This is a genomic window from Methylobacterium sp. WL8 (genome assembly GCF_008040045.1).
Taxonomy (GTDB): domain Bacteria; phylum Pseudomonadota; class Alphaproteobacteria; order Rhizobiales; family Beijerinckiaceae; genus Methylobacterium; species Methylobacterium cerastii.
Genome location: NZ_VRVF01000021.1, coordinates 12,836 through 29,765 on the forward strand (window position 1 = coordinate 12,836; position 16,930 = coordinate 29,765).

18 protein-coding genes and 1 pseudogene are annotated in these 16,930 nt (G+C 72.8%); 4 read left to right on the forward strand and 15 right to left on the reverse strand.

Features of this window, described 5'->3' with window-relative positions; all coding sequences use genetic code 11:
• Nucleotides 1-114: 114 nt before the first annotated feature.
• From FV234_RS09990 to FV234_RS10030, 9 genes are all read right to left on the reverse strand, one after another.
• Nucleotides 115-819 carry a L,D-transpeptidase gene (locus FV234_RS09990; RefSeq protein ID WP_147829037.1) on the reverse strand — a complete coding sequence of 235 codons (705 nt, stop codon included), beginning with the start codon at nucleotides 817-819 and terminating at the stop codon, nucleotides 115-117.
• Nucleotides 820-1,030: 211 nt separating this feature from the next.
• The gene (locus FV234_RS09995; protein ID WP_246686158.1) at nucleotides 1,031-1,483 is read right to left on the reverse strand and encodes a Brp/Blh family beta-carotene 15,15'-dioxygenase; all 453 of its coding nucleotides are present in this window, start codon (nucleotides 1,481-1,483) and stop codon (nucleotides 1,031-1,033) included.
• 5 nt (nucleotides 1,484-1,488) lie between these two features.
• The gene (locus tag FV234_RS10000; protein WP_147752363.1) at nucleotides 1,489-2,241 is read right to left on the reverse strand and encodes a bacteriorhodopsin; all 753 of its coding nucleotides are present in this window, start codon (nucleotides 2,239-2,241) and stop codon (nucleotides 1,489-1,491) included.
• A gap of 113 nt (nucleotides 2,242-2,354) precedes the next feature.
• Nucleotides 2,355-3,668 (reverse strand): LLM class flavin-dependent oxidoreductase, encoded by a 1,314-nt coding sequence (locus tag FV234_RS10005; protein WP_147752364.1) that lies wholly within the window; start codon nucleotides 3,666-3,668, stop codon nucleotides 2,355-2,357.
• A gap of 168 nt (nucleotides 3,669-3,836) precedes the next feature.
• Complete coding sequence (locus tag FV234_RS10010) at nucleotides 3,837-4,391, reverse strand: cupin domain-containing protein (RefSeq protein WP_147829039.1); 555 nt, start codon at nucleotides 4,389-4,391, stop codon at nucleotides 3,837-3,839.
• A gap of 73 nt (nucleotides 4,392-4,464) precedes the next feature.
• Entirely contained in the window at nucleotides 4,465-4,647 is a 183-nt protein-coding gene (locus FV234_RS10015) for a hypothetical protein (protein WP_147752366.1), read from the reverse strand.
• Nucleotides 4,648-4,779: 132 nt separating this feature from the next.
• A complete protein-coding gene (locus FV234_RS10020; RefSeq protein ID WP_147829041.1) occupies nucleotides 4,780-5,040 on the reverse strand; it encodes a phosphate starvation-inducible protein PsiF in 261 nt (86 codons plus the stop codon).
• A gap of 276 nt (nucleotides 5,041-5,316) precedes the next feature.
• Nucleotides 5,317-5,523: a hypothetical protein gene (locus tag FV234_RS10025; protein WP_147829043.1), complete on the reverse strand. Its 207-nt coding sequence runs from the start codon at nucleotides 5,521-5,523 to the stop codon at nucleotides 5,317-5,319.
• A 149-nt stretch (nucleotides 5,524-5,672) separates the two neighbouring features.
• Nucleotides 5,673-5,906 (reverse strand): DUF2171 domain-containing protein, encoded by a 234-nt coding sequence (locus FV234_RS10030; RefSeq protein ID WP_147762891.1) that lies wholly within the window; start codon nucleotides 5,904-5,906, stop codon nucleotides 5,673-5,675.
• Nucleotides 5,907-6,142: 236 nt separating this feature from the next.
• On the opposite strand from FV234_RS10030, the gene FV234_RS10035 reads away from it, so the two are divergent.
• Entirely contained in the window at nucleotides 6,143-6,790 is a 648-nt protein-coding gene (locus tag FV234_RS10035; protein ID WP_147829101.1) for an SAM-dependent methyltransferase, read from the forward strand.
• Between the two features lie 60 nt (nucleotides 6,791-6,850).
• On the opposite strand, the pseudogene FV234_RS10040 reads toward FV234_RS10035, so the two are convergent.
• Nucleotides 6,851-8,149, reverse strand: a pseudogene (locus tag FV234_RS10040) (amino acid permease); the annotation flags it as partial.
• 317 nt (nucleotides 8,150-8,466) lie between these two features.
• The gene (locus FV234_RS10045) at nucleotides 8,467-8,709 is read right to left on the reverse strand and encodes a hypothetical protein (RefSeq protein WP_147752371.1); all 243 of its coding nucleotides are present in this window, start codon (nucleotides 8,707-8,709) and stop codon (nucleotides 8,467-8,469) included.
• A 340-nt stretch (nucleotides 8,710-9,049) separates the two neighbouring features.
• Here FV234_RS10045 and FV234_RS10050 point away from each other — a divergent pair, with 340 nt between their 5' ends.
• A complete protein-coding gene (locus FV234_RS10050) occupies nucleotides 9,050-9,745 on the forward strand; it encodes a methyltransferase domain-containing protein (protein WP_246686159.1) in 696 nt (231 codons plus the stop codon).
• A 23-nt stretch (nucleotides 9,746-9,768) separates the two neighbouring features.
• Here FV234_RS10050 and kdsA read toward each other — a convergent pair whose 3' ends face one another.
• The 3 genes from kdsA to FV234_RS10065 are packed head-to-tail and all read right to left on the reverse strand — an operon-like array spanning nucleotide 9,769 to nucleotide 12,444.
• Nucleotides 9,769-10,626 (reverse strand): 3-deoxy-8-phosphooctulonate synthase, encoded by an 858-nt coding sequence (kdsA, locus tag FV234_RS10055; protein WP_147829047.1) that lies wholly within the window; start codon nucleotides 10,624-10,626, stop codon nucleotides 9,769-9,771.
• Between the two features lie 10 nt (nucleotides 10,627-10,636).
• Nucleotides 10,637-11,152 carry a hypothetical protein gene (locus FV234_RS10060; RefSeq protein WP_187273637.1) on the reverse strand — a complete coding sequence of 172 codons (516 nt, stop codon included), beginning with the start codon at nucleotides 11,150-11,152 and terminating at the stop codon, nucleotides 10,637-10,639.
• Entirely contained in the window at nucleotides 11,149-12,444 is a 1,296-nt protein-coding gene (locus tag FV234_RS10065) for an aminotransferase class I/II-fold pyridoxal phosphate-dependent enzyme (RefSeq protein ID WP_147829049.1), read from the reverse strand. Before FV234_RS10065 ends, FV234_RS10060 begins: the two co-directional genes overlap by 4 nt.
• 157 nt (nucleotides 12,445-12,601) lie before the next feature.
• Here FV234_RS10065 and FV234_RS10070 point away from each other — a divergent pair, with 157 nt between their 5' ends.
• Nucleotides 12,602-12,853: a hypothetical protein gene (locus FV234_RS10070; RefSeq protein WP_147829051.1), complete on the forward strand. Its 252-nt coding sequence runs from the start codon at nucleotides 12,602-12,604 to the stop codon at nucleotides 12,851-12,853.
• Between the two features lie 61 nt (nucleotides 12,854-12,914).
• Here the strand turns inward: FV234_RS10070 and mutL are convergent, their stop codons facing one another.
• Complete coding sequence (gene mutL, locus FV234_RS10075; RefSeq protein WP_147829053.1) at nucleotides 12,915-14,909, reverse strand: DNA mismatch repair endonuclease MutL; 1,995 nt, start codon at nucleotides 14,907-14,909, stop codon at nucleotides 12,915-12,917.
• Nucleotides 14,910-15,072: 163 nt separating this feature from the next.
• On the opposite strand from mutL, the gene FV234_RS10080 reads away from it, so the two are divergent.
• Nucleotides 15,073-16,905, forward strand: coding sequence for an outer membrane beta-barrel protein (locus tag FV234_RS10080; protein WP_238272503.1), 1,833 nt, complete (start codon nucleotides 15,073-15,075; stop codon nucleotides 16,903-16,905).
• Nucleotides 16,906-16,930: the final 25 nt, after the last annotated feature.

Consider the following 16,930-nt stretch of genomic DNA (forward strand, 5'->3'; position numbering starts at 1 on the left):
GCGTAAGCGTCGAAGGCGCGATTCGTTCGCGCCGGCGCGCAGATGCCGCGGCTCCCCGACCGGCCAGGGCACCGGACCGATCGCCGGGACGCCCTGCCGTCGGCAGCGCCCGCGCTACGCCGGAAGGACGACGACCTTGGTCTTCACCGGCGTCCGCGCATAGAGGTGGATCATGTCCTGGCTTAGCAGGCCGACGCAGCCGCTGGTGATGCCGCTGCCGATCGTGTCGGGCTCGCTCGAGGCGTAGATCGTGTAGAGCGTGTAGGCGCCGTTCTGGTAGAGGTGCAGGGTGCGGGCGCCGAGGGGGTTGTCGAGGCCGCCCGGCATGCCGCGGGCGTACTTGGCCGCCTCCGGCTGGCGGCGGATCATCTCCTTGGGCGGCGTCCAGGTCGCCCACTCGGACTTGCGCCCGACATAGGCGTCGCCGTGCCACAGGAAGCCGTCGCGTCCGACGTTGGCGCCGTAGCGGGTGGCGTTTCCGTCGCCCTCGATCCGGTAGACGTAGAAGTTGGCGGGGTCGACCACGATCGTGCCGGCGGCCTCCTTGGTCTCGTAGCGGACCGTGCGGCGGTAAAACTTCGGATCGAGCTTGCTGATGTCGGCCGCCGGGATCGGAAACTTCTCGTCCGGCATCGGCCCGTAGGTCCGCGTCGCCTCGGCGAGCAGGATGCCGTCCGTCGTCGCGCAGCTGCCGAGGCCGATGGCGCCGAGCCCGACCGCCGAGCCGGCCAGGAACGACCGGCGGCTCAGGATCGCCGGCCGGCCGAGTGCGGTGCGATCGCGTTCGCCGGAATCGGCATGCCCACCGTTGACGATCATGATCCCGAACGTCCCATATCCTGCGGTGCGGTTTCGCGCACGCGCAGGGCTGCGTTGGTCCTGGTGTACCGCCGGACCGGACCGGCGAAACCCGACCGTATCGGCAAGCTCGGCTTTTGCGTCGGGAGTGTGGCAAAAGTCCCGCGGCGCCGCGACTGTCCACCGGAGCCGCGCGATCACCGGCAGCGCGGGGCGTCCGGGTCGCCCGGGATCAGGGGCGGCCGTGCTGCCGGCCCGCGAGACGGTCGAGGAGCACGTGCGGCACGCCGGGACCGGCATCTTCCTCGCCGAAATGCAGGACCGACAAGGCCAGGAAGCCGGCGAGCGCCGCAAGCGGCGCGAGCTGCCAGGCGAGGAGGACCAGGGCCGAGAGGCCGAGATAGGGGATGGCGAAGACCCCGAACCACGCCCGGCCGTAGCGGGGACGCAGAAGCGGTGCCGCGATCGCGCCGTCGAGCGCCCCGTGGGGTACACCGAGGACGATCACGACCGAGAGCGCCGCGAGCCAGGAGGCTTCGCGCGGCAGGAACGCGGAGGCGACGAGCCCGAGCGCGACGAGCGCGACGAGCGCGGCGGCCAGGTGTGGCAGCCGGGCCGTCGCGGCGCGAAGGCGGCCCGCGGCGTCGGCCGCCGCGAGGGGCGGACGAGACGCGCGGACCGTCATGCGGTTCAAGCCGCCCGGCGCAGCGGCTTGGCGGCGGCCGTTCCCTCGGCCAGGTCGCGATCGACGGCGCGGGTCGTCTCCATCGTCGCCATGATGCCGTAGGCGACCTTGGCGGTCAGATCGAGGAGCGCGACCACGGCGAGCGCGACGGCGGGCGAGAGTAGGCCGAGGCCATCCTGGCCGACGAGGAGCACCACCGGGTAGGCGCACCAGACTCCGGTGAGGAACACGGCGTTGCGCAGGAAGGCTTTTCGCACGTCGGCCCGCTCGGCGGCGTTTTCCTCGCGCAGCTGCACGAAGATCCCGTAGAACACGGCCAGGAACGCGCCGCAGGAGATGGCGAACCAGGTCCACTTCACCGCGGCGACCTCGGACAGGCCGAAGGCCAGCGCCGTGACGATCATGATCAGGTCGGAGCCGACGAGGCCCCAGACCACGGCCTGCCGGCGCATGCCGGAATGCATCGCGGTGCGCGCGAGCCCGACGAGCAGGAGCGGCGTGGTGAAGGTCCAGTCGATGTAGCGCGCGACGTAGAATTGCCGCGCGACGTCCGCCGCGTCGGGGCCGGCCGGGAGGGTGATGCTGCCCTGCCCCGTCGCCATGGCGAAGTAGGAGCATGCGGCGATGATCGGCACGATCCCGTGGATGATCCCGTCGGCTTCCTCGGTGGGCGTCCGCCGCTTCGCCAGTAACAGGATCGCGGCAGCTCCGGCGGCCATGCCGGCGCAGCCCAGCCACAGCCAGAATTGAGGCGTCATCGTTGTCTCGTCGGTCGGGGGATGAAAGCGCGTCCGGGAACGTGGCAGCGCCCGAGCCCAATCCCCCTCACCCCCGATCGTTGCGCCGGCGCGTTGTCGCGGGCGCGGCACCATCACGGGCGCGGGACCCTCGCGGGCGGACGGGTGCCGAGGTGGTCGCGCAGGGTGCGGCCCGCGTACTCCGTGCGGACGAGGCCGCGCCGGCGCAGCTCCGGCAGGACCAGCTCGATGAAGTCGTCGAGGCCGCCGGGCAGGGTCGCCGGCATGACGTTGAAGCCGTCGGCCCCGCCGGCGCGGAAGCGCGCCTCCATCTCGTCGGCGATCTGCGTGGGCGTCCCGACGATCTGCGAGTGGCCCCGCGCCCCGGCGATCCGCAGGTAGAGCTGTCGCAGGGTCAGGCCCTCGCGGCGGGCGAGGTCGAACATCAGCTGCTGGCGCGACTTGGCGCCCTCGGCCTCCGGCAGCTCCGGCACCGGGCCGTCGGGATCGAAGCCGGAGAGGTCGAAGCTGCCGACCATCCGCTCGAGCAGGGCGAGGCCCACCACCGGGTCGATCAGGTCCTGCAGCGCCTCGAACTTGGCCCGCGCCTCCGCCTCGCTGCGCCCGACCACCGGGAACAGGCCCGGCATCACCTTGAGGTCGTCGGGGCTGCGGCCGAACCGCGGCAGGCGCGCCTTGAGGTCGCCGGCGAACTCGACCGCCTCGACAAGCGTCTGGTTGGCGGTGAACACGACTTCGGCGGTGCGGGCCGCCAGATCCTTGCCCGGCCCCGACGAGCCCGCCTGCACCACCACGGGCTGGCCTTGCGGCGTGCGCGAGATGTTGAGCGGTCCGCGCACCTCGAAATGCGTCCCGCGATGGTTCAGCGGGCGGAAGCCGTCGGGCTTCGAGAACTGGCCGCTCGCGCGGTCGATCACGACCGCGTCGTCGTCCCAGGTGTTCCACAGCCCGAGCACCACGTCGACGAATTCCTCGGCCCGGGCGTAGCGGTCGCCGTGGCGGGCGATGCCGGCCTCGCCGAAGTTGGCGGCTTCCGCGTCGGTGGTCGAGGTGACGAGGTTCCAGCCGGCCCGGCCGCCGCTGAGGTGGTCGAGGGAGGCGAAGCGCCGGGCGACGTTGTAGGGCTCGTTGAAGCTGGTGGAGGTGGTCGCCACGAGCCCGATCCGGTGGGTGACCGCGGCCAGCGCCGAGAGCAGCGTCACCGGCTCGAAGTGGGTGGAGCGGGCCGTGCGCTCGGACGAGCGCAGGTTGCCGTCGCGGATGCCGGAGCCGTCCTCGAGGAAGACGAGGTCGAACTTGGCCGCCTCGGCCCGCTGCGCCCAGCCGACGTAGCGTTCGAGGTTGAGGCCGCCGTCGGCCTCGCTCGACGGATGGCGCCAGCCCGCCACGTGGTGGCCGGTGGCGTAGAAGAACGCACCGAGGCGCATCGTGCCGTGTCTCGCGGTGTCCTGTCCCAAGGTGCCCTACCCCGCCATCCTGTCGTGAAGCTCGCGCGAGCCTGGAGTCCCACCGCCCGCCTTGCGAGAACGCACCGGGCGGCGGGCCGTTTCAGCCGAGCCTGCGCACGCACCGGAGAGCCCGGCTCCAGCCTCGCCTTACGGGTGCTTGTGGATCGGGTCGACCCAGTGGACGGCCTCGGGGCGCTCCACCGGCTCGACGTCGGGGATGTTGACCACCACCGCCTCGTTGTCGGAGCGCACCAGCACGCATTGCAGGGTCTCGTCGGGCGAGGCGTTGATCTCCTGGTGCGGCACGAAGGGCGGCACGAAGATGAAGTCGCCGGGGCCGGCTTCCGCGACGTATTCGAGCCGGTCGCCCCAGCGCATCCGGGCGCGCCCCGACAGCACGAAGATCACGCTCTCCAGGACGCCGTGATGGTGCACCCCGGTCTTGGCGTCGGGCTCGATCGCCACGGTGCCGGCCCAGATCTTCTGCGCGCCGACGCGGGCATGGTCGATCGCCACCTGCCGGAACATGCCCGGCGTCTGCGCGGTGTTGGCGTCGAGCTTGTCGCCGGGGACCACCCGCACGCCGTCGTGCTTCCAGCGCTCGGTGCCGGCGGCCGGCGCCTCGCCTTCGTGCGGATGGCCGTGGGACGTGTCGTCGTGGGGCGTATCTTGGTGAGGCGCATCTTCGTGAGGATCGTGCATCGCAAGGCTCCCGCTCGCCGGCCGTTCGGCGCATCCTAGCTGGTTGCGGGCCGCCGGTGCGAGCGGGGCGTCGTCATCGCCGCCGCGTCCTCAGGGCGAGCGCCAGGGCCGCCGGCCAGAACGCGAGGCTGAGGGCGATTACCGGGCCGACGTTTCGCCCCTTCCACAGCGCGATGCCGACCGGAAGGAACAGGACGGGGATCGCGACCGCGAGAAACAGCCAGAACGCGCGGTCGCCCATGACGTCTTCAGGCATGTCGCGACCGGCTTGGCGTTCTTCGGGGAATGGCCTGAAGGTCCGAGCGTCCGACGGTGCCCGTGATCGAGCGGGCACGCCGAACGCTTCGGAGTCCGCGTCGATCAGTATCTGGCGGCGCCGGCCGGCGGGTCAGCTCAGGCCGTGCTTGCACGCGTTGCGGAATTTCTTGCGCGCCTTGCCGTGCAGACCCTGCTTGTCGGCCTGCATCGAGCAGTCCTTCGACTTGGCGGTCCGCTCCGCACTCGGGACGGCGGGCTTCCCCGTCGGCGCCGGTGCAGACGCCGCCGAGCCGGGCACCACGCCGGGGCTGGGGGCCGTGCCCTGCGCGTAGGCCGGGACCGCGAGGAGGAGGCTGCCGGCGACGACGGCGGCGGCGCGATTGAACGTCATGACGGGATGCTCCGGTGAGGCGCCAGAAACGGCTGCGCGCTGGCCGGCGTTCCACCCCACACGGATCGTTGATCGCCGGCGCCCCTCGCCCACCGTGGAGTCCGGAGGCATCGGTCATCCTTCCGAAACCTGTCCGGCGCATTCTGGTGAACGCTGCATCGCCAGCCGGCAGATCCGCCCGATCCGCTGCGGCGGCCCTGCTCGCTCCGGCGACGCGGGGCCGCCCCGTTCGGGTTTTGGGACGGTCGCCCAGCGGGTCCGCCGGCCACACGCGCCTTACCCCACCGGAATGTCAGGATCGTCCCGTTGCGGCCCGTCCGCTGCGTCGAGGCGTTCCTCGGCCGGCGTCTCCTCCGCGATGGGTGTGCGCAGCCAGGTCGCGATGCGCTGCAGGGCTTCGAGGGACGGGTCCTCCGGGCGGGGGCTGGCTGCGAGCGCCGCGCGGACGTCGCGCAGAAACGCTTCGGTGTCGTCATCGGACATCGCTGCTCGTCGAAGCTTGCGGAACGCCGGTCGCCGGCTTGGTGCAAGGGCGCGTGCCTGGCTGTCGGCCGGCCTCGCCGCGGGCCACGCCGAACGCGTGCGACCCACTATGGAGGCCGCGCGCGTCGCGCGCGGCCCAACTCGCTCGGTCAGGAGGTCGACCACTCGCGCTTGACCTCCTCGGCCGGGCGGTCGAGGCGCACCATGTCGCCCTCGACGGACTGGACGAAGTCGACGGGGATGTAGTGATGCAGGCCGCCGGCCGCGGCGTCCTTCTTCGTCAGCTTGATCTCGCCCTTGTCGACGTGGTCGACCGTGCCGACGTGGGCTCCGTCCGAACCCACGACGTCTGCGTGTTCCTTGATCTCTGCGACGTCGACCATGCGTTTCACTCCCGATCAGGCCCTCTCAACCGGGCCCGCGGGGCCGATGTTCCGGGAGCGTGAACTCTCGGAGGCCGGCGACCGGCCCGCCGCCCGCGGAACCGCCGCCACCGGGTGAGGTTGCGCTCATCGGGGACCCGACGACCCGTGAGGATCATGTGCGCGACAGCCGACGACCGTCACGCCGTGTCCTGCTGCGATCCGGGGGCGCCGTCGCCGCCGGGGCGATGCTCGGGATGGCGGCCGCGCAGGCCGGGGCGCAGGAGCCGGCCGTGACGGAGTCCGGCCGGCGCGCGAAATCCCTCGACACGGACTACTTCAAGGGCATGTACGCCACGGAAGCCGACCCGTGGAAGTTCGCCACCAGCGCCTACGAGCGCGCCAAGTACCAGGCCACCCTCGAAGCCCTGCCCCGGCCGCACTACGCCTCCGCCCTGGACGTCGGCTGTTCCATCGGCGTGTTCACGCACCAGCTCTGCGGGCGCTGCGACGCCGTGCTCGGGCTCGACGTGGTGCCCTCCGTGCTGGAGGCCGCGCGCGCCCGCTGCGCCGACTGCCCGAACGCGCGCTTTCAGCTCGCCGCCGTCCCCGGCCAATGGCCCGACGGGCGCTTCGACCTGATCGTGATCTCGGAGGTGGCCTACTACCTCGACCGCGCCGACCTCGCGCGCTTGGTCGCCCGGGTGGAGGGCGCGGTGCTGCCCGGCGCCGACATCGTCCTGGTGCACTGGCTCGGGGTCGCCCACTACCCGCTCTCGGGCGACGACGCGGCCGAAGGCTTCATCGTCGGCGCGAAGGGATTCGCGCAGGTGCTGAAGCAATCGCGCACCGCCGAGTACCGGCTCGACGTGCTGCGCGCGAACGAGGCGGCGCCCGCGCGCTGATCGCGTCGTGCCGCCTCGTCGCCCCGGCGCCCGGCCCCTGCGCCGGGCATGCCGGTCCGCAACGCGGAACAGTACCAGGCCGACCCCCATCAGGAGCAGGCTCGCCAGCGCCTGGACCGGGCGAGAGGCGACGAGGTGGGCCAGCATGAACAGCGTCACGCCGAGGAAGACCAGTGGCGTGACCGGATAGCCCCAGGCGCGAACCGGCCGCGGCAGGTCGGGCCGCGCGACGCGCAGCCGGATCACGCCGAGGACGGCGAGGAACGAGGACAGGATCAGGCCGAACTGGATGAATTCCAACACCGCCTCGAAGCTCCGCGTGAGGAGGAGGAGGCTGGCGATTGCGGCCTGGAGCAGGGTCGCGGCCACCGGCACGCCGGTTCGGGAACGCCGCGCGAAGAACGCCAGCAGCGGCACGTCCTCGCCCATCGCCACGGTGACGCTCGGGCCGATCCACATCATCGCGCTGATCGTCGGAATCAGGCCGAGGCAGATCAGCAGGCCGACGAGCCGGCCGCCCGCCTCGCCGAACACGTGCCGCCCGCTGATCAGGGCGACCTCGATCTGCCCGGCGAGCTCCGCCGTCGGCGTCGTGTAGAGGAACACCGCGTTCAGGGCGACGTAGAGCACGAGGACAATGCCCGTGCCGACGAACAGCGCACGCGGCAGGCTGCGCGGCGGGTCGGCGAGGTCTCCGACGATGTAGGTCGCCGCGTTCCAGCCGGTGTAGGCGTACATCACGAAGACGAGGCTCACCGCGAAGCTGGCGCTGAAGATCTGCCCCGGGTCGGAGGCGCTCGGCAGGAAGCCGATCGAACCACCCCCGCCGCCGGCAAAGCCCGCGACGATGAAGAGCACGATCAGCGCGAGCTTCACGAGCGTGAAGCCGACCTGGATCGCGTTGCCGTGGTGCCCTCCCCCGAGGCGCAGCGCCGTGGTCGCGGCGATCGCCGCGAGGCCGAGGGGCAGCGGCGGCGCCCCCGGCAGGATCGCCTGCGCGTATTGCCCGAACGCCATCGCCGCCAGCGCCACCGGCGCGCTGAACCCGACCGTCGCCGAGAGCCAGCCGGCCATGAACCCGAAGGCCGGCCCGTAGGCGCGCGTCAGAAAGTTGTACTCGCCGCTCGAGCGCGGAAACATCGCGGCGAGCTCGGCGTAGCTGAACGCCCCGCACAAAGCCACGACGCCGCCGACGAACCACAGCAGCAGCGTGAACCCGGACGTGATGTCCACGACCTGGAAGCCGAGGCTGGTGAAGACGCCGACCCCGACCATGTCGGCGATCACGATCGCCGTCGCCGCCCGGGTCGTGACCGCCGGCGCCGGCTTCGCGGTGGGCGGATCGCCGGCGTCGGACATGGGCGCGATCATCGCCTCGGCGTCGCCCGCGATCAAGCGACATCATCCCGGCGATCCGGTGTTCCCGTCGGCGATGCCGGAATCCCCTGGCTTAGGCGAGGATCGCGACGCCGGCGAAAGGCGGCCACCACGCAGCCGTCGCTGCGCGCCTCGCGGCCCCCCGGCTTTGCTGGCCGGCCCCATACCGCGGTGGCGACAAATGCCGAAGGCCGAGGGCGCGACGCTCGGCCCTTCCGCCCTGTTCGACGGGCGCGACCGCATCTCCGTATCGCCTCTATCGGTGATCGCCCTCGCCGGCCTCGGCGCGGACGTGGCCCTCAGCCGGCGTCGAACGTCTCGATGTCGAGGGAGAGGCGGGCGCGCAGGACCACTTTCCGGTTCTCGTCGCGGACCACGGCGAGGTAGTCCTGGCGCTCGGGCACGGCCGTGAAGCCGAGGGCGATCTTCGACATGATCCGCACCAGCTTCTCGCGCGCGGCGTCGGCGTCGGGCAGGTCGAAGCCCTCGGTGTCGCGCACGAAATGCGCGCCGTCATGCAGGTCGATGGTGTAACGCGGCATTGCGTGCGATGTCCGTGGGATTTTATCCCACAACGATATGGGATTTGCGCGTCCATGGGAACGACCGTTCGGTCGCAGGCGACCGCGATCGGGACGTCCGGTGCCGGACGTCCGCAACGAGAACCGAAGGCTCGGTTAGGAAGAAAGATCGTATCAGCGTGATGGACCGGTGAACAGGCGCGAGGACTGATCTCGCCATCACGAAGCGGCGGGTTCGTCGCGTCTGGACTGAAACCGCGATCCGGCTCGGCCGTATCCATCGCGGCGTCCCGGTGGCATCGAAGGGGCCCGGGCGGTTGCGCCGCGGCGCCCGCCCCGCGATGGTGGTGCGGCTCGACCGATGCGGACCTCGCCCATGGACACCCTCTCGCTCGTCCTCGACGCCTTCGCGCCGATCGCCGGGCGCCGCCTCCTCGACGTCGGCTGCGGTCCCGGCGCGATGGCGGCCGCGCTCGCCGGCCACGGCGCATGGATGACCGGGATCGATCCTGGAGCGGCGGCGATCGCGGCCGCCCGGGACCGCGCACCGAATTGCACCTTCGAGGCCGGCTCGGCCGAGAGCCTGCCCTTCGCCGACGGATCGTTCGACGGCGCGGTGATCCTGAACGCCCTACATCACGTCCCCGACCCGCGCGCCGCGCTCGGCGAGGCGGCCCGGGTCGTCGTGCCGGGGGGCCGGATCGTCGTGGTCGAGCCGTTGGCAGAGGGCAGCTTCTTCGTGGCGCTCAGGCCGGTCGAGGACGAGACCGCGATCCGCGCGGCGGCGCAGGCCGCCATCGCCGACGCGATCGCGGCCGGGCGGTTCCGCTGCCTTTCCGACACGACGTTCGTGCGCCGCGAGACTTTTGCCGACCGCGACGCCTTCCTCGAACGCGTCGCCGCGGTCGACCCGGCGCGGCGGATCGCGATCCGCGACAACGCGGGAGCGATCGCCACCGCCTTCGCGGCTGCGATCGAGCGCGATGCGAACGGGCGTTGCGGGCTATCGCAGCCGCTGCGGGCGCACGTCCTCGTCGCAGTGCGCGAGCCGGCTTGAGGTTTGCAGTTTGCGCCCGGGTCCTACGCCCGCGCCTTGGCCAGCCGATCGAAGGCCAGCAGCTCGGACAGGAGCGCCGGCATGTCCCGCAGCGCCACCATGTTCGGGCCGTCGGACGGGGCGCGGTCGGGATCGGGATGGGTCTCGATGAAGACGCCGGCGACGCCGACCGCGACGGCGGCCCTGGCCAGCACGGCGACGAAGCGGCGCTCGCCGCCCGAGCTTCCCCCCTGCCCGCCCGGCTGCTGCACCGAGTGGGTGGCGTCGAACACCACCGGCGCGCCGCCGGTGACCGCGGCCATGATCGGCAGGCTGCGCATGTCGGAGACCAGGGTGTTGTAGCCGAACGAGGCGCCGCGCTCGGTGACCATCACGTTCGGGTTGCCGGCTTGGGTCACCTTGGCGGCCACGTGCTGCATGTCCCAGGGGGCGAGGAACTGGCCCTTCTTGACGTTGACCACGCGGCCGGTGGCGGCGGCGGCAAGCAGCAGGTCGGTCTGGCGGCACAAGAAGGCCGGGATCTGGAGCACGTCGACCACCTCGGCGGCCGGCCCGCACTGCCCGGCATCGTGCACGTCGGTGAGCACGGGCAGGCCGTAGCGGTCCTTGATCTCGGCGAAGATCGGCAGCGCGCCGGACAGGCCGACACCGCGGGCGGCGCCGCCCGAGGTGCGGTTCGCCTTGTCGAAGGACGCCTTGAACACGAGGCCGAGCCCGTGGGCCTCGGCCATCTCCTTCAGCGCGGCGGCGATCTCGAGGGCGTGGTCGCGGCTCTCGAGCTGGCACGGGCCGGCGATCAGCGCGAGCGGCAGGTGGTTGCCGAAGGCGACCGCGCCGGCGCGGACGGTCTTGGGCTCGTGGGTCTCGGTCGAATCGGGCATGGGCGGAGGCTTAGCCCGCCCTCGCCCCGTGCGAAAGTCCGGCCCTGCGGCGCAAGGCCGGCGGCCGGTTCGGTACCAGGACGCAGACCGTGAGGTCGCCGGCGAGCGCGTCGTCGCGCGGCCCGGTCTCGCAGCGGAGCGCCGCCTTGCCTGCGATGCCCTGGCGCGGCGCGTCGGCGAGCAGCGAATCCTGGTGGACCTGCCGCGCCAGCACCTCGGCGGCCTCGGCGGCCGCGCCGGTGAGCGCGCGCGCAGCCCGGCCGATCAATTCATAGTAGCCTCGGGTCGGCTCGCGGTCGCGGGAGGCGAACACCATCCGCGCCGGCGCCCGGCAATCGAGGCTCATCCGCTCGGCGTCGGTGGCGCGGAACACCGCGAGCGAGCCGGCGCGCCCGGCGAGCGAGGCCCCGGTGGCCCGGATCATCGTGGCGGCGAGCCGGTCGCAGGCATCGACGCGGGGGGCGGCGGCGGCCGGGATCGACGTGGCGAGCACGAGGAAGGCGGCCGTCCGCAGGAGGCCGCTCATTGCTGCGGCGCCGCCCGCACCGCCCGCTCCGATTCGATCGCGGCGAGCAGGATGCAGAGCGCGATCCCCTCGGCCGCCTCGCGGACCTCGGACAGGCTCGGGTAGGAGGGCGCGAGGCGCAGCGCCGCGTCGCGCGGGTCGCGGCCGTTGGGGAAGGTCGCGCCGGCCGGCGTCAGGCCGATGCCGGCGCCCTTGGCGAGCGCGACGATGCGCTCGGCGGTGCCGACGCCGGCGTCGACGCTGACGAAGTAGCCGCCCTCGGGCCGGCTCCAGATCACGTCGGTCCCGGTGAGGTGGCGTTCGAGCGCCTCGGTCACGGCCGAGAACTTCGGGGCGAGGAGCTCGCGCTGGCGCTCCATGTGGGCGGTGAGCCCGGCCGGGTCGCGCAGGAAGCGGACGTGCCGAAGCTGGTTCAGCTTGTCCGGCCCGATGGTGCGCTTGCCGGCCCGCGCCAGGTACCAGCGCACGTTCTCGGGAGAGCCGGCGAAGAACGCCAGCCCCGCGCCGGCCAGCGTGATCTTCGAGGTCGAGGCGAAGACGAAGGCGCGGTCGGGGTTGCCGGCCTGCTTGCAGACATCGAGGATGTCGGGAATTGCGTGGTGCTCGGGCGTGAGGTGGTGGACGGCGTAGGCGTTGTCCCAGAACAGGCGGAAGTCCGGGGCGCCGGCCTTCATCGCCGCGAGCCGCCGGACGGTCTCATCCGAATAGATCTCGCCGGACGGGTTCGAATATTTCGGGACGCACCACATCCCCTTGACCGCCGGGTCCGCGACCAGGGCCTCGACCACCTCCATGTCCGGCCCCTCGGGGGTCATCGGCACCGGCAGCATGCGGATGCCGAACTCCTCGCACAGGGCGAAGTGGCGGTCGTAGCCCGGCACCGGGCAGAGGAAGGCCGGCGCCGCCTCCTTCGACCACGGGCGCTCGGAGCCGGGCACGCCCTTCAGCATCGCCCAGACGATGCAGTCGTGCATCACGGCGAGACTTGCGTTCTCGGCCACGACCACCTGCTCCGGCGGCGCGCCGAGGAGCGCCGGGCCGAACAGCGCGCGGGCCTCGGCCAGGCCCTGGAGGCCGCCGTAGTTGCGCGCATCCTCCCCCGACGCCGTGGTGTGGTCGCCGTTGCCGGGCAGCGCCAGCATCCCCGAGGCGAGGTCGAGCTGCTCGGGCGCGGGCTTGCCCCGGGTCATGTCGAGTTTCAGCCCGCGGGCGCGGAACGCCTCGTAGGCGCCTTGCGCCTGCGCGTAGCGCGCGGCGAGGTCGGCGGGGGACAGGTCTGCGAGTGCGGTCATCGGAACACGGGCCGGGTTGTTCGGGCGTCGGCACGTGTCATAGGCCGATCCGTGTTCCAGCGCACGCGAAAGCCGCGGCCGGGACCGGCCGGCCCTTCCCGGATCACGGATCGGTGATCTAAGCTCGCCGCGAGGGGGCGGTCGATTCGAGAGCGCCATGATCGACGACGTCTTCACCTACGGCGGGCAAGGCCTGGGTTTCGTGGCGATCGGCCTGTGGGCCTGGCTCGCCATGACCGCGCCCGCGCTCCAGGCCTGGATCCTGGCGCGCTACGAGGACGAGCTCGGGTTCGGCGCCTCGCCGTCCGCTTCCGCCCCCGCACGCTCGGCCCGCATGGGGCTCGTCGCCGGCGGGGTGACGATGGTCGCGCTCCTGTGCCAGTCGATCGGGTTCGCGATCCCGGATTGACCTTGCCGCGATTGACCTTGCCCGGATTGAATTTGCCGCGATCGACCCTGCGCCGCCCCGCTCAGCGCCGCCCGAACAGCCGCTCGATGTCGTGGCGGCCGAGCGCGACGTAGGTCGGGCGGCCGTGGTTGCACTGGCCGGAATTCGGCGTCGCCTCCATGGCGCGTAAGAGCGCGTTCATCTCCTCCGGGCGCAGGCGGCGGCCGGCGCGGATCGAGCCGTGGCAGCTCATCCGCGAGAGCACCGCGTCGAGGCGGCGCCCGAGGGGGCCGTCCTCCAGGGCGCCGGCGCCGCCCTCCTCCACCCCGCTGGCGTCGAGCGCGTCGAGGATGTCGGCGACGAGGTCGCGCACCGAGGCGCCGGCGAGCGCCGCCGGCACGGCGCGCACCAGCACCGCGCCGGGGCCGAAGCCTTCCAGCGTCAGGCCGAGCCGTTCGAGTTCGGGGGCCGCCGCGGCCAGCCGCTCGGCGGCCTCGGGCGCCATCTCGATCACGTCGGGGATCAGCAGGCCCTGCCGCAGGATGCCGCCCGACGCGCGCTCGCGCTTCATCCGCTCGTAGACCAGGCGCTCGTGCGCCGCGTGCTGATCGACGATCACCACGCCGTCGCGGGTCTGGGCGACGATGTAGGTCTCGTGCAGCTGCGCCCGCGCGGCGCCCAGCGGGTGGTCGAGGGCGTCCTCGGCCGCGTCGAGGCTGCGCAGGTCGGCGGCCGGCGGCGCCAGGTCGGCCGTCGGTTCCGCCAAGCCGGCCATCGGGTCCGACAAGTCGCTGGCCGGCTCGAACGCCGCCTGCGCCGCCTCGCCGAACCCGTAGGCCGGGTCCGACGCGGGCCGGTGGAAGCCGGACGGCGCCGCGACCGACGGGATGCCGGGCCGGAACGCGCCGGTTCGGGCGGCCTGGAACAGGCTCGGGCTCGCCGCCCCGCCATGTTGAGTCAGGGCATGCTGCGTCAGGGCATGCTGCGTGAGCGGAAGCCCGCCGGAGGGGCGTAGGGCGTCGAGGGTGCGGGCGGCGACGCCGGTCGAGGCCCGCACCCCGCCCCGGCGCAAGGCCTCGTGGATCGCGCTGACGACGAGCGCCCGCACCAGCCCCGGATCGCGGAACCGCACTTCGGTCTTGGCCGGGTGGACGTTGACGTCGACGAGGCCGGGCTCGCAGGCGATCGCCAGCCCGAGCACCGGATGCCGGTCGGAGCGCAGGGTGTCGGCGTAGGCGCCGCGCACCGCGCCGAGCAGCAGTCGGTCGCGGACGGGACGGCCGTTCACCGTGAAATGGATGTGGTTGGCCGCCCCGCGATGGAAGGTCGGCAGCCCGACATGGCCGGTGAGCGAGAAGCCCTCGCGCGCCATCGCCACCGGCAGGGCGTTCTCGGAAAAGTCCGACCCCAGCACCTGCGCCAGCCGGGCGAGGTTGGCCGCCGGGTCGTCCGGCCCGGCGCCGGCGAGCGCCGGCAGCACCAGCGGCGTGCCGCCCTCGCTCGTCAGCGTGAAGCGGATCGCAGGCTGCGCCACGGCGAGCCGGCGCAGGATGTCGGAGACCGCCGCGCTCTCGGCGCGGTCCGACTTCAGGAACTTCAGCCGCGCCGGCGTCGCAGAGAACAGGTCGGTCACCTCGATCCGGGTGCCGCGTGCGGCCGGCGCCGGCCGCACCGCGCCGCGCAGGCCCGCCTCGACGACGAGGGCCGCGCCGGATTCGGCCTCCGCCGTGCGCGTGGTGATCGACAGCCGCGAGACCGCGCCGATCGAGGGCAGCGCCTCGCCGCGGAAGCCCAGCGTGTCGATCCGCGTGAGGTCGCCGCCCGGCAACTTCGAGGTGGCGTGGCGCTCGACGGCCAGGACGAGGTCGTCCGCCGACATGCCGGCGCCGTCGTCGACCACCCGGATCAGCCGCCGGCCGCCGGCCTCGATCGTCACCGCGACCGAGCGGGCGCCGGCGTCGATCGCGTTCTCCACGAGCTCCTTGACGGCGGAAGCCGGCCGCTCGACCACCTCGCCCGCGGCGATGCGGTCGACGAGGACCGGGTCGAGACGGCGGACGGGCGCGGGGGCGGACATGATCGTCCGCTTATAGACCCGCCGCACGCGCCGATCCATCGGCGTCGCGGGTCCGCCCCCATCCGCCGTTGACGCCGCATTAACTACGCCCGGCTAGCCTTCGTTAACCATGCGGAAGCGGTGCGGCGATCCTCGCGCGCCCAGCCAGGGGAGTCGGGATCCGGTGCTGGGGGTGGAAGGCGACGGGCATGCGCGACGGGAGGCAGGCCGTGCCTGCGGCCTCGCACTTCTGCTCGCCGGCCTCCCGGCGGCGCTCGCGACCCTGCCCGGCGCGGCGCAGGCGCAAGGCGCGCGCTTCGAATCCCTCAGTCCCGTCGGCGGCCAGCCCGACAACCCCGGCATCGGCCAGGAGCCCGGCCAGGACGGATTGCCGACCTTGCGCCGCCGCCCCATGGACGGTCCGCCCCGCCTCGGCAACGGCACGTCCGGCGAGACGTCCGGCGGCGAATCCTCCGGCGGCCTCACCTCGGGCGGCGCCAGCCTGTCCGGGCCGACCGGCGCCGAGGCCGGCGCCTCGACCTTCGACACGCGCGTCCGCTCCTCCGGCAGCCGCACCGGCGGCGCCACCTCGGGCGCCAACAACCGCGCGCCGATCAGCCTGCTGCGCCAGCGCGCGGCACCGCCCCGGCGCCAGGGGACGGCGACGCGGCGCTTGACCCAGGACGTCACCCAGATCCCGCCGCCGTCCCTGCGGCTGTCGCCGGTGATCCAGAACCCGGTCGTCGGCGTGCCCCTGCCGCCGGAGGCACCGCGGCCGCAAGGGGCGGGGCTGCCGCTGATCAATCCGCTGAGCGGCGTCCTCACGCCGGGCGCGCTGCTGGCCAACAGCCTGCGGCGGCCGCTCGCCACCGACGACGCCTACGCGCCGCTCGGGCTGAAGCTCGGCAGCTTCACGGTGCTGCCCTCCTTCACCCAGAGCCTCGGCTACGACAGCAACCCGGACCAGACGACGCCCTCCCTCGCCAAGGGCTCGGTGGCGCTGAGGAGCGAGGGCGAGCTGAACTTCCGCTCCGACTGGTCGCGGAGCGAACTCGCGGGCGAGCTGCGCGCCGGTTACCTCGAGACCCCGCAGAACGAGGTGGCGAGCCGCCCGAACGCGGCCGGCACCGTGCGCCTGCGGATCGACGCCAACCGCGACCTGCGGATCGACGCCGAGACCCGCTTCCTCGTCGACACCCAGCGCACCGGCAGCCCCAACCTCCAGGCCGTGACGGCGACCAACCGGCCGATCGTGGCGACCTATGGCGGCTCGCTCGGCGCGACGGAGACCTTCAACCGGCTGTCCGTGTCCCTGCGCGGCTCGGTCGACCGCTCCGAGTTCGAGGATGCGCGGCTGTCCGACGGCACCGTGATCAGCCAGGCCGACCGCAACCAGAACCAGTACAGCATGCGCCTGCGCACGGCCTACGAGGTGTCGCCGGAGATCAGCCCCTTCGTCGAGCTGCTCGCCGACACCCGGGTCTACGACCTGCGCCGCGACGCCAGCGGCCTGCGCCGCGACTCGGACGGCATCGCCGCCTCGGTCGGCGCGACCCTGAACTTCACCCGCTCGATCAGCGGCGAGATCTCGGGCGGCCTGCAGCACCGCACCTACGTCGACCCAGCCTTGCGCGGCCTCGACGCGCCCATCCTGGCCGCCGCCCTGATCTGGGCGGCGAGCCCCCTCACCACCGTGCGCCTCAACGCGCAGGCCGGCGTCACCGAGACGACGGTCCCCGGCTCCAGCGGCATCCGCACCCAGACGGCGACGCTGGAGGTGCAGCACGACCTCCTGCGCAACCTCTCGATCATCGTCGGCGGCGCCTACCTGCACAACGACTACCAGGGGGTCTCGATCCGCGAGACCGGCTTCTCGGCGACCGCCCGGCTCGATTACCGCTTCAACCGCTGGCTAACGCTGCGCGGCACCTATCTCTACCAGGAGATCAACAGCTCGGTGGCGACGGCGAGCTTCTCCGACAACACCTTCCTGCTCGGGCTGCGGGTGAGCCCGTAGCCCCACACGCGGCCGATACCGGACC

Coding starts and splice junctions, on each gene's coding strand:
- FV234_RS09990 (WP_147829037.1), bottom strand. CDS start 819: ATGATCGTCAACGGTGGGCATGCCGATTCCGGCGAACGCGATCGCACC.
- FV234_RS09995 (WP_246686158.1), bottom strand. CDS start 1,483: ATGACGGTCCGCGCGTCTCGTCCGCCCCTCGCGGCGGCCGACGCCGCG.
- FV234_RS10000 (WP_147752363.1), bottom strand. CDS start 2,241: ATGACGCCTCAATTCTGGCTGTGGCTGGGCTGCGCCGGCATGGCCGCC.
- FV234_RS10005 (WP_147752364.1), bottom strand. CDS start 3,668: ATGCGCCTCGGTGCGTTCTTCTACGCCACCGGCCACCACGTGGCGGGC.
- FV234_RS10010 (WP_147829039.1), bottom strand. CDS start 4,391: ATGCACGATCCTCACGAAGATGCGCCTCACCAAGATACGCCCCACGAC.
- FV234_RS10015 (WP_147752366.1), bottom strand. CDS start 4,647: ATGCCTGAAGACGTCATGGGCGACCGCGCGTTCTGGCTGTTTCTCGCG.
- FV234_RS10020 (WP_147829041.1), bottom strand. CDS start 5,040: ATGACGTTCAATCGCGCCGCCGCCGTCGTCGCCGGCAGCCTCCTCCTC.
- FV234_RS10025 (WP_147829043.1), bottom strand. CDS start 5,523: ATGTCCGATGACGACACCGAAGCGTTTCTGCGCGACGTCCGCGCGGCG.
- FV234_RS10030 (WP_147762891.1), bottom strand. CDS start 5,906: ATGGTCGACGTCGCAGAGATCAAGGAACACGCAGACGTCGTGGGTTCG.
- FV234_RS10035 (WP_147829101.1), top strand. CDS start 6,143: ATGGCGGCCGCGCAGGCCGGGGCGCAGGAGCCGGCCGTGACGGAGTCC.
- FV234_RS10045 (WP_147752371.1), bottom strand. CDS start 8,709: ATGCCGCGTTACACCATCGACCTGCATGACGGCGCGCATTTCGTGCGC.
- FV234_RS10050 (WP_246686159.1), top strand. CDS start 9,050: ATGCGGACCTCGCCCATGGACACCCTCTCGCTCGTCCTCGACGCCTTC.
- kdsA (WP_147829047.1), bottom strand. CDS start 10,626: ATGCCCGATTCGACCGAGACCCACGAGCCCAAGACCGTCCGCGCCGGC.
- FV234_RS10060 (WP_187273637.1), bottom strand. CDS start 11,152: ATGAGCGGCCTCCTGCGGACGGCCGCCTTCCTCGTGCTCGCCACGTCG.
- FV234_RS10065 (WP_147829049.1), bottom strand. CDS start 12,444: ATGACCGCACTCGCAGACCTGTCCCCCGCCGACCTCGCCGCGCGCTAC.
- FV234_RS10070 (WP_147829051.1), top strand. CDS start 12,602: ATGATCGACGACGTCTTCACCTACGGCGGGCAAGGCCTGGGTTTCGTG.
- mutL (WP_147829053.1), bottom strand. CDS start 14,909: ATGTCCGCCCCCGCGCCCGTCCGCCGTCTCGACCCGGTCCTCGTCGAC.